The following is a 15,344-nucleotide window of genomic DNA, read 5'->3' on the forward strand; positions in this document are numbered from 1 at the left end:
GTTGTTCACCGGCAGCACCGCCGTGGGCCGCAAGGTGATGGCCGCCGCCGCCCCGAACCTGACGCCGGTGACGCTGGAACTCGGCGGCAAGTCGCCGGCGCTGATCGCCCCGGGCTTCGACCTCGCACTGGCGGCCGAGCGCATCGCCACCGGAAAGTTGTTCAACGCCGGCCAGACCTGCGTCGCGCCGGATTACGTGCTGGTGCCGGAAGCGCAGCGCGAGGCCTTCATCGACCTGTTCTTCGCCGCGGTGGCCAAGCGCCTGCCCACGCTGGGCGACAACCCCGACCTCACCTGCGTGATCAACCCCCGGCAGTCGCATCGCCTGCGCGAATGGCTGGACGATGCGAAGCAGCGTGGCGTGGCGATCCGCCAGCACGCGCCGGACGACGGCAAGGCCGCGCCTGGCGAGATCATCCCGCCGACCGTGCTGATCGACCCGCCGGACGAGGCCCGCGTGATGCAGGAGGAGATCTTCGGACCCCTGCTGCCGGTGAAGGGCTACCGCACGCACGACGAGGCGATCGCCTACATCCTCGGCCGCGACCGGCCGCTGGCCTTCTACCCCTTCGACCGGGACAGCGCGCGCCTCGAGCGCACGCTCGACACCGTCGTCGCCGGCAGCGTCTGCGTGAACGACACGCTGATCCAGTTCGGCCAGCACGAACTGCCGATCGGCGGCGTCGGCGCCTCGGGCATGGGCCACTACCACGGCCACCAGGGCTTCCTGACCTTCAGCAAGGCCATGCCGGTGATGCGGCAGGCGCGGCTCAACGGGATGTTCCTCTTCGACCAGCCTTACTCGGGGCTGATGAAGCGGGTGCTGGATTTCCTCACGCGCTGAGGACGCGGGGCGCGTAGCGCCTTGTGGGGGGCGGCCACGGCCCCCATCCTTGCCGCATGGATACGACCCCCAATCCCCTGCTCTCGCCGGCCCTGCTGCCGGACTTCCCCGCCATCCAGACCGCGCACGTGGTGCCCGCCGTCGAAGCGGTGCTCGCCGACTACCGCGATGCCGTCGAGCGCCTCGTCGCCGATCCGGCCGCACGCGACTTCGACTCGCTCGTCGCGCCGCTCGAACAGCTCGACGAGAAGCTCTCGCGCACCTGGTCGCCGGTGTCGCACCTGCACGGCGTGAAGGACTCCCCGGAGCTTCGCGAGGTCTATTCGGAGGCCGACGAGCACATCACCGAATTCACCACCGAGCTCGGCCAGCACCGCGGCCTGTATGAAGCCATGAAGGCCGTGCGTGACGGTGCCGGTTTCGTCGCACTCGACCGCGCGCAGCGCACCCTCGTCGAAGACAGCCTGCGCGGCTTCAGCAATTCGGGCGTCGCGCTGGAGGAACCGGCGCGCACGCGCTTCCGCGAGATCCAGACCGAGCTCTCGAAGCTCGACACCGCCTTCGAGGAAGCCGTGCTCGACGCCACCGAGGCCTGGTCGCTGCCGCTGGTCGAAGCGCAGCTCGCCGGCCTGCCGCCCTCTGCGCGCGAGCTGCTGGCCGGCCAGGCGAAGGCGAAGGGCAAAGACGGTTTCCTCGCCACGCTGAAGGGGCCGGTGGTGCAGGCCGTCCTCACCCACGCCGACGACCGCGCGCTGCGCGAAGCGGTGTACACGGCGTACAACACCCGCGCCTCCGACCAGGGGCCGAACGCCGGCGCCTTCGACAATTCCGAACGCATCGCGCGCATCCTCGCGCTGCGGCACGAGTCCGCGCAGCTGCTTGGCTTCCCGAGCGCGGCGCACGAGTCCCTCGAGGACAAGATGGCCGGCTCGCCGGAGCGCGTCCTCGGCTTCCTGCGCGAACTCGCTGCGAAAGCGCGGCCGGTCGCACAACGTGAACTCGACGAGCTGCGCGCCTTTGCCACCAAAGAGCTGGGACTGCACGACCTGCAGCCTTGGGACGTGGCCTACGCCAGCGAGAAGCTTCGCGTCGCGCGCTACGCGTTCGAAGAAGAGCAGCTGAAGCCCTACTTCGCGCAGCCGAGCGTGCTCAAGGGTGTGCTCGACATCGCCACCGACGTCTTCGGCGTGCGCTTCGCCGAGCGCCATGACGTCGCGACCTGGCACGCCGATGTGCAGTACTTCGACGTGCTCGACAGCGACGGCACGGTTCGCGCCGGCGTCTACTTCGACCACTACGCCCGCGAGGGCAAGCGCGGTGGCGCGTGGATGGACGTCTGCCGCACGCGGCTGGGGCTGACGGGGCAGATCCCCGTGGCCTACCTCACCTGCAACGCCGCGCCGCCGGTCGAAGGCCGCCCCAGCCTGCTCACTCACGACGATGTCATCACCCTGTTCCACGAGTTCGGCCACGGCCTGCATCACCTGTTGACGGAGATCGGCTGGCCGGCGGTGTCGGGCATCAATGGCGTGGAGTGGGACGCCGTCGAACTGCCCAGCCAGTTCATGGAGAACTTCGGCTGGAAGCGCGAGGCCCTGGACCGCTTCGCGCGGCACTGGCAAACGGGCGAGGCGCTGCCCGACGACCTGTTCGCGAAGATGACCGCCGCGCGCCACTACCACGCCGGCCTGTTCCTCGTTCGCCAACTGGAATTCGCGCTGTACGACTTCCGTCTCCATCTCGAATTCGACCCGATGCACGGGCCGCGCACCCTCGAGCTGCTGGACGCCGTGCGCGCCGAAGTGAGCGTGATCACGCCGCCGGCTTGGCACCGCTTTCCGCACGGGTTCACCCACATCTTCGCGGGCGGCTATGCGGCCGGCTACTACAGCTACCTGTGGGCCGAAGTGTTGAGCGCCGATGCTTTCGGTGCCTTCGAGGAAGCCGCGGCCGCCGCGGGTTCGGTGTTCGACGCGGCGACCGGTGCGCGCTACCGCCGCGAGATCCTCGCGGTCGGCGGTTCGCGCCCGGCGCTGGAGAGCTTCATCGCCTTCCGCGGCCGTGAGCCCGACCCGAACGCGCTGTTGAAGAGCTACGGGCTGGCCGCATGAGCACCATCATCATTCCGCAAAGGACGCGCGCATGACATCCACCCTTCGACGATTCACCACGCCACTGCTCGGCGCCTTGCTCATCGCCTGCACGCCTGCGGCGCCGCCCTTCCCCGAGGACGCTGCGGGCCAGCCGTTCTCCGATGATTTCGAAGGCGAGGGCCCGCTGCAGGGCTACACCACGGCCCGGGCGGAGGTGCTGCCCAGCGTGGCGCGCGCCGACGGCCGCTATCGCGCCGAGCTGAGCGACAACGCCAACAACAAGACCCTGCACTTCAACAAGGATCAGGGCCGCCTCGATGCCCGGCCGCTGCGCTTCCCCTTCGAGGTGATCGTGCGCAACGTGGGCATTGGCAGCCTCGAGGACAGCCAATCACCACCGCGCCCGGCAGACGCTTACGTCTTCGCCGGCCTGCAGGTGCATGCACCGGATCTGGAGACGCCCGAGTCCGCGCATCTGGTGGTGGGGCACCGCGGCCGCACCTTGTTCACCGTGGAAGGCAAGAACACCCGCCGCGGACGCTCGGGTGTCACCGACGAGGGCGCGGGCGTGGCACCCGAGGGGCGCGCCGATCTGCGCATCGTCGGCCTCGAAGACCGCAGCCTGCGGGCGTACTGGCAATTGCCGAACCCGCAGCCCGGGGTGACGCCCGATGCATGGCGCGCCTACGGTGGCGACGGCCGGCTGCCGGGACGAGCCCCGCGCTTTCCGGAATGGGTGTACGTCGGCCTGATCACTTACGCCCAGGGCGATGCCGGCTTGCCCTTCGTCGGCACCGCCGACGCCATTGAGCTCGTGGACGGGTTGCCGAAGCCCGAGTGAGCGGCGCCTCGCCGCAGGCCGGATGCAGCTCGCCGCCCAGGCCCTTGCGGCGCGTCAGCTCCAGCGATAGGTTACGTATTACGTAATCCATTCCGGAGGTCGCATGGGCCTGATCCAGGACGAGGGCGCACTGGCGCTGTCGAGCCGCCTCAAGCTGTTGTCCGAGCGCTGGTACGACCAGGTCGACGCGGCCTACCGTGAGCATGGCTCTGCCTTGCAGTCGCGCTGGTTTCCGCTGCTGCGCGCCCTGCAGGTGCAGGGGCCGTCGACCATCGGCGCCTTGGCCCGCGGCCTCGGCCTCACCCATCCGGCCGTCAGCCAGCTCGCCAATCGCCTGGTGCGCGACGGATGGCTGCTCACCGCCCCCGGGGCCGACCGTCGCGAGCGTCGGCTCGCCCTGAGCGACAAGGCCGAAGCCGAACTCCTGAAGGCGCGGCCGATCTGGGCAGCGATGCGGGCGGGCGTGGAGGCACGACTCGCCGCCACCGGCGTCGACGTGCTTGCCGTGCTCGCCCAGCTCGAGCGCGGCCTCGACGAGGACCCCTTTCCCGCCGACGTCGCCCGCCGCTACCGCGAAGCCAGCGCGGCCTCGGCCGCCGTGCGACTGGTGCCGTGGTCACCCGACCTGCAGCCGCACTTCTACCGGCTCAACGCCGAATGGCTTTCGAAGTACTACCGCATCGAGCCCTTCGACCATGAGGTGCTGTCCAATCCGCAAAAGCACATCGTCGACCCCGGCGGCACGATCCTCTTCGCGATGCTGGGCGATGAGGTGGTCGGCACCTGCGCGCTGATGCTCGATGCGCCCGGCGTCTACGAGCTGACCAAGATGGCGGTGACGGAGGCGCATCAGGGCCTCGGCCTCGGGCGACGGCTGATCGATGCCGCCATCGACGAGTTCCGTCGGCGAGGCGCGCAGACGCTGTTCCTGGAAACCAACGGAAAGTTGCAGACGGCCATCGCGATGTATCGGAAGGTCGGTTTCGAACAGCAGCCCGGCGTGAAGCCGGGAAGCCATTACGCGCGGGCCGACATCTACATGATCTGGCGCGATCCGGCGGGCGAAGCGACCCGCTGAGCGCCGCGCGGGTCAGGCCCGAAGGCAATTCAACGCATCGCCGCCGCGAACGCCGCCACGGCGCGCGCGATGGCGGCATCGTCGATGTCGAGGTGCGTGGCGAGGCGCACGCGCGGGCCGCCGACGCTGGCGACGAGGCCATACTCATGGAGCGTCGCGCGCAGTCGCGGCAACGCGGCCTCCGGCAGGGTGACGAACACCAGGTTGGTCTGCGGCGCCTCGACCGCGAGGCCGGGAATCGCCGCCAGCCCCGCGGCGAGATCGCGGGCGCGGCGATGGTCGTCGGCGAGGCGCTCGACGTGGTGGTCGAGCGCGTGCAGCGCCGCGGCGGCGAGCATGCCGGCCTGGCGCCAGCCGCCTCCCAGAAGCTTCTTCAGGCGCTTGCCGCGGGCGATGAGTTCGGCACTGCCGAGCAGCACCGAACCGACCGGCGCGCCGAGGCCTTTCGAGAGGCACACCGACACGCTGTGGAAGGGCGCGACCAGTGTGCGCACCGGCACGCCCTGCGCGACGGCAGCGTTGAACAGCCGCGCGCCGTCGAGATGCAGGGCGAGGCCGCGCTCGTCGCAGAGCGCGCGCGCATCCGGGGCGTAGGCGAGCGGCAGCGGCTTGCCGTGCCAGGTGTTCTCGAGGCAGAGCACGCGGCTGCGCGCGAAGTGCGGATCGTCGGGCTTGATCGCCGCACCCACCGCTTCGAGCGGCAGCGTGCCGTCGGCCGCCTGCGGGATCGGCTGCGGCTGGATCGAACCCAGCACCGCCGCGCCGCCGCCTTCGTACTTGTAGGTGTGCGCGTCGGCGCCAACGAGGTACTCGTCGCCGCGCTGGCAGTGGGCCATCAGCGCGATCAGGTTGCTCTGCGTGCCGCTGGCGACGAACAGTCCCGCCTCGAAACCGAGATCCGCGGCCAGCCGCGACTGCAGCGCATTCACCGTCGGATCGTCGCCGTAGACGTCGTCGCCCACCGCGGCGTCGAGCATTGCGGCACGCATGGCCGGCGCGGGGCGAGTGACGGTGTCGCTGCGGAAATCGGCGGTCGGCAGGGTCATGGTCGGCGAGGGTCGGCGTCAGAGCATCCGCTGCATGACGTCGTCGCGGCGGAGCCAGCGATGATAGACGGCAGCGAGCACGTGCAGGCCGATCACGCCGTAGAACACGCTCGCCAGCAACTCGTGCGCGTCCTCCGCGATGTCCTCGATGGCCGCGCCCGGCGCGAACAGCGGCGGGATGGCGAGGCTCGTGAACGGCACCGGGATGCCGCGGCCTTCGCTCCACAGGATCAGCATGCCGAGGATCGGCTGGGCGAGCAGGAATCCGTAGAGCGCGACGTGGGTGACCGCGGCGAGCATCGTCTCCCACCGCGGCAGCGGCGGCGAGACCGGCGGCACGCCATGTCGCGCGCGCAGCGCGAAGCGCGGCAGCAACAGCAGCATGACGATGATGCCGGCCCAGAAATGCAGGGGCATCATCGCGCTGCGGATCGGCGTGCCGCGCGGGAACCAGCCGCGGAACTCCGCGAGCGCGTAGGCCGCGGCGACGAGGCCCGCGACGGTCCAGTGGATCCAGCGTTGCGAAGCGGCATAGCGGATCGTGCTCATGTCAGGCATCCGTCGAAGGGAACCGGGGAGGATGCAGGATGGGGCATTCCCGTCGCCTCCGGTTTGCCGTCGATCAACGCGGGACCGCAATGCCTTCGCGAACGAAACGCAGACGCAGGGGACCAACGCCCTGCAGACCGCCCGCTCCCTTCCAACCTTGCGCCCCCTCTGCGCAACGGAGTTCCGCCACGCCAGGCGCCGCAGGCAGCTGCACGCTGGCTCCGCAACGCCAGGCCAGACGCTGGGCGGCCGTGCGCAGCGCCCCCGCGTCGAAGGCGCTCTCGGGCAGCGGCGCGCGCTGGCGAGTGGCGCGCGAGGCCTCGGCGTCGAGGACCAGGCTGACGCGTTCACCGCCCTCGGCCGAGGGCTCGACCACCAGCACGGCGCCCGGCGCGAGGTACCAGGCCTCGACTTCGTCGCGCATCGCCGCATCGCGGCGCATCACCCAACCGCCGGATTCACCCACCGCGCGGATCTCGCGACGTCCCTCGCGCTCGCGCAACAGCAGCGCCGACGTCTCGTCCGCGCCATAGCCCCAACGCGCGTCGGCGGCCTGCATCGCCATCAACAGGCGCAGCTCGCGCGCGCGCTCCGAGAAGTGGGTGTCGACGATCGCGTCTTCCGCCAGCCGCAGTCCACCGGCCGGCCACAGCGTCAGCGCATCTTCGGGCAGGCCGCCGCAGCGCCCGCCACGCGTACAGCCCGGCTCCGGCGGCGGCGCCACGCGTGCGGCGCGCGAGACCGCGGCTTCGACATCACCGTTGCCGAGCATCCACGAGCCACTCTGCACGGCCGCTCCCGCGCTGGTGCCACCGACGACCACCCGGCCTTCCGCATGCGCCTGCCGCAGTTCCAGCAGCCAGTCGTTCGGCGAATCATCCGCCCGCACGAACGCCTGCCGATGCCGCCACTGGTCGCCACCGGCGAAGAACACGCCCTGCACCTGCAGCATGAGGGCCGGCTGCGATGCGCAGTGCGCCCGCTGGTAATCGGCGAGGTCGGGGTACACGGCCTCGCGGTTGGGAAGCCGCAGGCGCTCGACGCGAAGTCGCGGCAGCGACGCGCAATCGCCCAACTCGAACCGCGCCGCGGCCGCTGCGGCATCCACCGGCCACCACACGGCGTCGGCGCCGAGCTCGCGGAACACGTCGACATAGAAGTCCACCGCATCCATCGGGTCGAAGCCCGAGGCCGTCACCACGGCGATCTTCGGCCGTCCCGTGGTGCGCGCCTGCGCCTCCGCGACGAACGCACGCAGCACGTCGACACCGCCGCGAACGCGGCTGCGCGTTGGCAGCGCACGCTCGAGCGGGCGAGTGTCATCCGCACTGCGTTGCGGAAGCTCGAGGGCTGCGAGCAAGGCCGCGCGCTCGACATCCAGCAGCACCGACCACGGTCGGCGCCGGTCCGTTTCGGCGCAGCCCTCACCGAGGCAGGCCTCTGCGAAGGCGGATTCCAAGCGCGCCGCGTCGGCAGGGCCAGCGCCTTCATCGCCACTCTCCAGCGCGCGCCGCGCCTGCGCGAGCATCGCCGCCACGTCGTCGCGCGAGGGCGCACCGGGCACGGACCACAGGGCCGGATCGAGCGCGCGGGCGATGCCCGCGTCGTCGATGCGGAAGCGCGCCGGGCCGCGGGTCGCGTCGCTCGGTGCGCTCGCGCAGGCACGTGGCGAGAGGTCGGAACAGATCGCCAGCGCACCACCCGCCAACATCAGGCTGCGCGTCGGCCCGTCGGCCGGGGCGGTCGCCCAAGCGACGCTGCCGATCCCCGTGAAGGCCATCAATGCCGCGCGCAAAAACAGTGAATCCATGTCCGAAACCACCCCGATCAGCGACGGAAGGCGCCGATGTTTAACAGGTTTCACCCGTCGGCACTTGACGGCGTGGAAATGAACAAAGTATGAAAGCGGCACGTTTCCGGTCCACCGAAATGCCCAAGCCACGCAACCACATCCGGCACATCGCCCGGACTTTCTATCTCAGCGAGTGGTGGGACGAGTAGATCCCATCAGCTGAGCCCCGTCGTGCCGCAACGGCGCGAGGCGGGGTTGCGTTCGCGTTGCCGTCGCTTGATGGCAGCGCCGTGCATCGGGGCCATCCGCGCCCCACGACCAGACCCTGACGACTGCGCCTCCGGCGTGGCCGCCTGTCGACCCTGAGGAAACCGCCATGCTGTCCAAGAAGCCCCTGAGCGCGATGATCGCGCTGCTCCTCGCCACGTCCGTCGCCGCCCAGGCCCCGGCGCCGGCGGCCGAAACCGACGACGCCAAGACCCTCGACGCCGTCAACGTCACCGGCACCAACCTGCGCGGCGTCGATCTCGCCGAAGCGCAGCCGGTGCAGGTCATCGACGCGGTCAAGATCGAACGCCTCGGACTCGCCTCGATCGGCGACGTGCTGAAGCTCATTTCCGAAACCGGTGGCGGCACCGGCAACTTCAGCACCGCCACCTCGGGCGCGCTGCAGGCCGATTCGCCGGCCGGCATGGCCGGCGCCTCGCTGCGCGGCCTCGGCGCCGGCTCCACGCTGACGCTGGTGAACGGCCGTCGCGTCGCCGCGAGTTCGTTCTCGAACGGCGTGCGCTCCGAGAACTTCGTCGACATCAACGCCATCCCGATGGCCGCCGTCCAGCGGATCGAAGTGCTGTCGGCTGGCGCGTCCGCGATCTATGGCGCCGACGCCGTCGCCGGCGTCATCAATGTCGTGCTGCGCCGGAGCTTCGACGGCGTCCGCACGGCCGTCAGCGTCGGTGACTCCACCGCGGGGAGCGACGAAGCCAAGCTCAACGCCAACCTGTTGGCCGGCTTCAGCAACGACACGGTCGAAGGCCTGATCGTGATCGACGCCTTCCGCCGCAACGGTTTCTACAACCGCGATCGCGCGATCACCGCGGACGAGCGCGTTCCCTCGCAGCAGGGCATCTTCCCGAGCTACAACTGGGGCAGCTTCAGCCGCGACGACTTCGTGGAAGCCAGCTGCCCGTCGAGCCAGCGCTTCGACGGCCGTCCGGGCTTCCCGCTCGGCAGCCTCGGCGCCTACTGCGCCGTCGACCGCAGCGACTACACCGCCTTCGATCCGCAGCTCGAGCAGCTCGGCCTCTACGGCACCTTCAACGCGCGCCTCGGCGACAGCGTCGCCTTCTTCAGCGAAGTGCAGCTGCAGCGCAACGAGAGCTTCGCCACCAGCGCCCCGGCGCCGTGGTCGCAGGCCACCATCGCGTTCAACCACCCGAACATGCCGGCCGAACTGCGCACCCGCCTGCTCGCCGGTGGTCTCGGCGCCACGCAGGACATCGTCGGCTGGGGCCGCTTCCCGGACGAGCGGCAAGTCGACGTGGAGACGAGGAGCTGGCGCGCGCTCGCCGGCCTGCGTGGCGAGCTCAACGACGACTGGGGCTGGGAAGCCGCGGTCGGCTATGGCCGCAGCGAATCGGAGCAGATCGCCAGCGGTGGCATCTACAACCGCCTGCGCACGCTCGCCGCGCTCCGCGGCCGCCTCTGCGCCGATGGCACCACGACCTGTACGCCGACCACGGGTGGCCTCTGGTACAACCCGTTCGGCGGCCAAGCCGTGCAGGATCCCAACGTGATGCGGCTGCTGCGCGACACGGTGCCGCGCAACGGTGAATCGACCACGCTGAGCGCCGACCTCAAGTTCAACGGCATCGCCGGCGCCATCGGCGACCGCGACATCGCCTGGGCCGTCGGCCTCGAAGGCCGCCGGGAGGACATCGCCGACCGTCCCTCGCCGCTCGCGGAAGTGAACCGACTCACCGGCCAGCCCGGCGTGTTCGGCTTCGGCTCGAAGTCGGCGAATGCTGATCGCAATGCGTCGGCCGTGTTCGTCGAATCGCTGCTGCCCTTCACCGACACGTTCGACGTGCGCCTCGCCGGCCGCTACGACCACTACTCCGACTTTGGCGGCGACTTCAATCCGTCCGTTGGCCTGCGCTTCCGCCCGAGCGACGCGCTGGTCTTCCGTGCCGGCTGGAACACCGGCTTCCGCGCACCGTCGCTGGCGCAAGCGGGCAGCGGTACCACCGCGGCCTCGTTCACCCTGCCCTGCGCCTCGGGCAGTGAGTTCTTCGCCAACTGGTGCGGCAGCCGTTCGGGACGCCCGACCATCCTGAGCCAGGTGCTCGCCAACCCGGACCTCCAGCCGGAGACTTCGGAAGCGTGGAACGCCGGCATGGTGTGGTCGCCGCTCGAACGCACCACACTGAGCATCGACTACTGGAACTTCGACCAGAAGAACACCGTCGACGTCGACTACTTCGGCCTGCTGCGTGCCGCCCTCACCAACCCGTCGCTGATCTACACCTTCGCCGACGGCAGCCGCCCGCGTCCGGTCAACGCGCCGGGCATCGAAACCGCCAGCGGCGGGATCGGCCGCGTCTCCACCGGCGAAGTGTTCGCGCCGCTGCAGAACATCGGCGTTCAGCGCACCAACGGCTGGGACCTCGCCATCGACCACGGCCTGGCCGAGGACTTCCTCGGCGGCCGGCTCGACCTGTCGATCGACGCCACCCGCGTGCTCTCGTTCGAGCGCTCGGAATCCTGCTCGCCGCAGGTCGCGCCGCTGCGCGGCGACGGTGCCTGCGTCGGTGGCCAGCGCCTCGTCGAGCTGAATGGCGAGTACCGCTATCCGAAGTGGCGCGGCACGGTGGCGCTGGACTGGACCAGCGATGACTTCGACGCCGCCCTCTGGGCCAGCTACACCGGCTCGTACTACGACGATTTCCGCTTCGACCCGGCGGCGATCGCGACGACGGCGCGCGTGGCCTCGTGGACCACGTTCAACGCCTCGTGGGGCTGGAACATCAACGAAACGCACCGCGTCTCGCTGCAGGTGAAGAACCTCACGGACCGCGATCCGCCGCGTGCCCTCGGCGCCAGCGCGTGGGTCGACACGTTCAACCACGACGCGATGGGCCGCTTCGTCACGCTGAACTGGATCGGCCGCTTCTGATCCGCCACGCCTGATCCCTCGCTTGGACGGCCCACCGGCGCACCGGTGGGCCTTCGGGGCACGGACGCCCCACCTTTCCTGCGCTACCGTTGCCGCCCAACGCGGCCACGGCGCGTCGCGCTTCGCCCCTTCGTCCCGGACTTGCGAATGACCTCCACCGCCGCGCCATCGCGCGCGCCCGACACGCTGCTGGTTCTGCTCGCCGTCGCCCTCGTGCTGGCAGCGATCGTGCCCTTCGTGCCTGCCGGCTTCTTCGCGCCGGGCCAACCGATGTCGCTGGCCAGCTTCCAGCCCGGCGAGTCCGCGCTCGGGCTGCGCCTGTTCTCCAGCGACGCCGACCATCCCGGCGTGCTCAACCTGTTCTTCGATGGTTTCACGTCGGGCAGCCGCAACGGCGCCGCGATCGGCGTGATCGCCTTTGTGCTCACCGTCGGCGGCGCCTTCGGCCTGGTGCAGGCCAGTGGCGCCATCGACAACGGGCTGAAGCGCCTCATCGCGCGCTTCGGCCATCGCCCGCGCCTGCTGCTCGCCGTGCTGTTCGTCGCCTTCTCCACCGGCGGCGCGGTGTTCGGCATGGGCGAGGAGACCATCGCCTTCCTCGCCCTGTTGCTGCCGCTGATCCGCCGCCTCGGCTACCCGCCGGAGACCGGCGTGATGGTGACCTACATGGCCAGCCAGATCGGCTTCGGCACCTCGTGGATGAACCCCTTCAGCGTCGCCGTGGCGCAGGGCATCGCCGGATTGCCACTGCTCTCGGGCGCGCCGTTCCGGATGGCGATGTGGGCGGGCTTCACCGCGGTGGGGCTGGCCTTCGCCCTGCGTTACGCGACGGCGCACCGCCGCGCACCGGAGGCGATGGATACGGGAGACGCGACGGCCGCCGCCGGCACGGCGAGCGCGCCCCTCGGCTGGGTCGACCACGCCGTGCTGTGGGCCACGCTCGCCACGGTCGCGTGGATCGTCTGGGGCGTCACCGTCGCCGGCTATTACATCGCCGAGATCGCCACGCAGTTCTTCGCGCTCGGCCTGTTCGCCGGTGTCGCCGCGGTGCTTGGCGGCCGCATCAGCGCCAATGGCGCGGTGCAGGCGTTCACCGATGGCGTGCGCGCCCTCGTGCCGGTGGTGCTGGTGATCGCCGTGGCCAAGGGCATGCTCGGCATCCTCGGCGGCAGCGACCCGCACGCGCCGTCCGTGCTCAACACCGCGCTCTACGCCATGGGCAGCGCGATCGAAGGCACGCCCGAGCTGGTGGCCGCGTGGGGCATGCTGGCGGCGCAGTCCGTGTTCAACTTCTTCGTCAGCTCCGGCAGCGCGCAGGCCACGATCACCATGCCGCTGATGGCGGGCCTCGGCGAACTGGTCGGGGTCAGCAAGCAGGTCAGCGTGCTGTGCTTCCAACTCGGCGACGGGTTCACCAACCTGGTGATCCCCACCTCCGCCGCCATGATGGGTGCCATCGGCGTGGCCGGCCTCGGCTGGCTCGCGTGGGTGCGCATCATCTTCCGTTTCATGCTGCTGCTGATGGCGCTCTCCGCCCTCACCGTGGCCCTTGCCATCGGGATCGGTTATGCCTGAACTGCTGTGGATCCGCGACGCGGAACTGATGACGCCGGCACCCGCCGGGCGTGGCGATGTGCTGGTCGCGAACGGCCGCATCCTCGCGATGGGCAAGGGCCTCGACCCGCGCGGTTGCGGCGTGCCGGTGCGTATCGTCGACGCCGCCGGGCATTGGCTCTGCCCCGGCCTCGTCGATGGTCTCGTGCACTTCGGCGGCGGCGGTGGCGAAGGCGGTTTCGCCACGCGCATGCCGCCGCTCGCCGCGGCCACGGCGCTCGCCGCGGGCGTCACCACGATGGTCGGCGCACTCGGCACCGACGACGTCACGCGCAGCCACGCCGACCTGCTCGCCTGCGCGCGGGCACTGGCCGCCAGCGGCCTGTCGGCCTACACGCTCACCGGCTCCTACCAGGTCCCACCGGTCACGCTCACCGGCAGCGTCCGCGGCGACCTCGCCTTCATTCCGGAAATGATCGGCCTCGGCGAGATCGCCATCGCCGACCACCGCGGCTCGCAGCCCAGCGCTGCGGAGCTGGCGCGGCTCGCGTCGGACGCGCGTGTGGGCGGCATGCTCGCCGGCAAGGCGGGCACCGTGCTCGTGCACTGCGGTGAAGCGCCCGAAGGGCTGGCCCTGCTGCGCGAAGCGAGTTCGCGTTGGCCGGTGCCGATCAAGCAGTGGCATCCGACCCACGTGAACCGCAACGCCCGTCTGCTCGCCGACGGCTTCGCGTTCGTCCGCGAAGGCGGCAGCATCGATTTCACCACCAGCAGCACGCCGGATTTCGTCGCCGCGGGCGAGATCCCCGCCGCACTCGCGTTGGCTGATGCGCTCGCCGCCGGCCTGCCGATCGAACGCCTCACGATGAGCTCCGACGGCCAGGCCAGCCTGCCGCATTTCGATGCGCAGGGACGGCTGGTCTCGCTGGAGGTCGCGCCGATCGGCAGCCTGCACGGCAGCGTCCGCGAAGCCGTCGAACTTCACCGCCTGCCCCTGGCCACGGCGCTCGCCGCGGCCACCTCGTCGCCGGCGGCGATCTGGGGGCTCTCCACGAAGGGCAGCATCGCGCCGGGCCGGGATGCCGACCTGATCCTGCTCGACCGCGACACGCTGGCGCTGCGGTGGACGATGGCTGGCGGCCGACTCTGAACGGCGCGGCACGCGACGGCCGCTGAACGGCGGTGTCGCGATGGGGAACTTTAAGTACGCATTCACTCCCGCGGCGGATGATGGATTGGCCCACCCGGAGACCGCCCCCATGCTGCGCCGCACCGCGTTCCTTGCCCTGACGTCGCTGGCCCTGAGCGGCTGCGTCACCTACGAAGTCGTCGAGCGCCGTGTGTACCGCGAGGACGGCAGCTACACCCGCGTGTACGACCCCTACGACGACGGTCGCCGCTACGAGGAGCGCGGCTACGACGGGTACGAGCGCCATGACGATCGTTACGACCGTGACGGGCGGGTCCGCCGCTACGAGTACGACGCGCCACGCTACGGCGGCTACGACGACGACCCCTACGACCGCTGGTTCTACGGCTATCGCGGCTACGGCTCGGCGTGGGACCTCGACCCGTACTTCGGCTACAGCAGCGGCTCGTCGGTGCGCATCGTCTACCGCCACCGCGGCTACCGACCCACGTGGTACTGGTCGTCGTGGTATTCGCCGTCATGGTCGAACCGGTGGAGTTGGTCGCCGTCCTGGTACAGCGGCTACCGGCCATGGGGCGGCGGCTACTACGGCCCCGGTTATGGCTACGGCTACAACCCGCCGCGGCCGCACGTGCCTCGCCCGCAGCAGCCCCGCCCCGTGGAGCCCCGCCCGATGCCGAAGCCGGCCGTGCGGAGCGTGGGGCCAGAAGTGTCCCTGCCGATCATGGCGGGCCCGAGCGTCGGCGGCGAAGCCCTCCGCCCGGTGGCGCGGGAACAGCGCTGGGAAGAACCCAATCCGCGCGACGCGATGTCGGACGTCACGCCCCGCGCCAAGCCGCAGCCGGTGTTCGTCGACACCCCGCCGCAGGAGGGCACGATGCCGCGCTTCGAACGCAAGCCGCGCGAGGAGACACCGCGCTTCGAGGAGCCGCGTTTCGAAGAGCCGCGCTTCGTCGCGCCACGCGACGAGCCCCGGTTCGAACCGCGCGAGCCCGAGCGGGTGTTCGAGCGCCGCGTGGAGGAACCGCGCTTCGAACCCCGCGAGGAACCGCGCTTCGAACCCCGCGAGGAACCGCGCTTCGAACCCCGCGAGGAACCGCGCTTCGAACCCCGCGAGGAACCGCGCTTCGAGCCTCGCGAGGAACCGCGCTTCGAAGCCCCCCGCGAAGAACCCGTGGTCGAGGAACGCGTCGAGTAGGCGGCGGCCAATGTCGCCCTGATA

General features: G+C 70.6%; 11 protein-coding genes. 8 read left to right on the plus strand and 3 right to left on the minus strand.

The genetic code is table 11. From position 1 onward, the window contains the following. The 4 genes from ACIQ6S_RS09935 to ACIQ6S_RS09950 form a co-directional block, all read left to right on the plus strand. Positions 1–844 (plus strand): aldehyde dehydrogenase family protein (locus ACIQ6S_RS09935; RefSeq protein ID WP_397608222.1); only part of this gene is annotated, 844 nt, incomplete at its 5' end. A gap of 56 nt (positions 845–900) precedes the next feature. Continuing rightward, positions 901–2,955 carry a M3 family metallopeptidase gene (locus ACIQ6S_RS09940; protein WP_397608223.1) on the plus strand — a complete coding sequence of 685 codons (2,055 nt, stop codon included), beginning with the start codon at positions 901–903 and terminating at the stop codon, positions 2,953–2,955. Positions 2,956–2,986: 31 nt separating this feature from the next. Further along, positions 2,987–3,778, plus strand: coding sequence for a hypothetical protein (locus tag ACIQ6S_RS09945; protein ID WP_397608224.1), 792 nt, complete (start codon positions 2,987–2,989; stop codon positions 3,776–3,778). Between the two features lie 103 nt (positions 3,779–3,881). Then, on the plus strand, positions 3,882–4,856 hold the full coding sequence (locus tag ACIQ6S_RS09950) for a GNAT family N-acetyltransferase (RefSeq protein WP_397608225.1): 975 nt from the start codon (positions 3,882–3,884) through the stop codon (positions 4,854–4,856). 29 nt (positions 4,857–4,885) lie between these two features. Here the strand turns inward: ACIQ6S_RS09950 and ltaE are convergent, their stop codons facing one another. The 3 genes from ltaE to ACIQ6S_RS09965 form a co-directional block, all read right to left on the minus strand. Further along, entirely contained in the window at positions 4,886–5,896 is a 1,011-nt protein-coding gene (gene ltaE / locus ACIQ6S_RS09955; RefSeq protein WP_397608276.1) for a low-specificity L-threonine aldolase, read from the minus strand. A gap of 24 nt (positions 5,897–5,920) precedes the next feature. Beyond that, positions 5,921–6,451 carry a cytochrome b gene (locus tag ACIQ6S_RS09960; protein ID WP_397608226.1) on the minus strand — a complete coding sequence of 177 codons (531 nt, stop codon included), beginning with the start codon at positions 6,449–6,451 and terminating at the stop codon, positions 5,921–5,923. Positions 6,452–6,524: 73 nt separating this feature from the next. Further along, positions 6,525–8,261, minus strand: a complete 1,737-nt coding sequence (locus ACIQ6S_RS09965; protein ID WP_397608227.1) for a hypothetical protein — start codon at positions 8,259–8,261, stop codon at positions 6,525–6,527. A 358-nt stretch (positions 8,262–8,619) separates the two neighbouring features. On the opposite strand from ACIQ6S_RS09965, the gene ACIQ6S_RS09970 reads away from it, so the two are divergent. From ACIQ6S_RS09970 to ACIQ6S_RS09985, 4 genes are all read left to right on the plus strand, one after another. After that, a complete protein-coding gene (locus tag ACIQ6S_RS09970) occupies positions 8,620–11,418 on the plus strand; it encodes a TonB-dependent receptor (RefSeq protein WP_397608228.1) in 2,799 nt (932 codons plus the stop codon). 147 nt (positions 11,419–11,565) lie between these two features. Beyond that, the gene (yfcC, locus tag ACIQ6S_RS09975) at positions 11,566–12,993 is read left to right on the plus strand and encodes a putative basic amino acid antiporter YfcC (RefSeq protein WP_397608229.1); all 1,428 of its coding nucleotides are present in this window, start codon (positions 11,566–11,568) and stop codon (positions 12,991–12,993) included. Beyond that, positions 12,986–14,122, plus strand: a complete 1,137-nt coding sequence (gene iadA, locus ACIQ6S_RS09980) for a beta-aspartyl-peptidase (RefSeq protein WP_397608230.1) — start codon at positions 12,986–12,988, stop codon at positions 14,120–14,122. Before yfcC ends, iadA begins: the two co-directional genes overlap by 8 nt. 109 nt (positions 14,123–14,231) lie before the next feature. Beyond that, positions 14,232–15,320, plus strand: coding sequence for a hypothetical protein (locus ACIQ6S_RS09985; protein ID WP_397608231.1), 1,089 nt, complete (start codon positions 14,232–14,234; stop codon positions 15,318–15,320). Positions 15,321–15,344: the final 24 nt, after the last annotated feature.

This window comes from Silanimonas sp., assembly GCF_044377035.1.
Taxonomy (GTDB): domain Bacteria; phylum Pseudomonadota; class Gammaproteobacteria; order Xanthomonadales; family Xanthomonadaceae; genus Silanimonas.

What these genes read in the sequence shown, in the direction of transcription:
- ACIQ6S_RS09940 (WP_397608223.1), top strand. Translation starts at nt 901, where the DNA reads ATGGATACGACCCCCAATCCCCTGCTCTCGCCGGCCCTGCTGCCGGAC.
- ACIQ6S_RS09945 (WP_397608224.1), top strand. Translation starts at nt 2,987, where the DNA reads ATGACATCCACCCTTCGACGATTCACCACGCCACTGCTCGGCGCCTTG.
- ACIQ6S_RS09950 (WP_397608225.1), top strand. Translation starts at nt 3,882, where the DNA reads ATGGGCCTGATCCAGGACGAGGGCGCACTGGCGCTGTCGAGCCGCCTC.
- ACIQ6S_RS09960 (WP_397608226.1), bottom strand. Translation starts at nt 6,451, where the DNA reads ATGAGCACGATCCGCTATGCCGCTTCGCAACGCTGGATCCACTGGACC.
- ACIQ6S_RS09965 (WP_397608227.1), bottom strand. Translation starts at nt 8,261, where the DNA reads ATGGATTCACTGTTTTTGCGCGCGGCATTGATGGCCTTCACGGGGATC.
- ACIQ6S_RS09970 (WP_397608228.1), top strand. Translation starts at nt 8,620, where the DNA reads ATGCTGTCCAAGAAGCCCCTGAGCGCGATGATCGCGCTGCTCCTCGCC.
- yfcC (WP_397608229.1), top strand. Translation starts at nt 11,566, where the DNA reads ATGACCTCCACCGCCGCGCCATCGCGCGCGCCCGACACGCTGCTGGTT.
- iadA (WP_397608230.1), top strand. Translation starts at nt 12,986, where the DNA reads ATGCCTGAACTGCTGTGGATCCGCGACGCGGAACTGATGACGCCGGCA.
- ACIQ6S_RS09985 (WP_397608231.1), top strand. Translation starts at nt 14,232, where the DNA reads ATGCTGCGCCGCACCGCGTTCCTTGCCCTGACGTCGCTGGCCCTGAGC.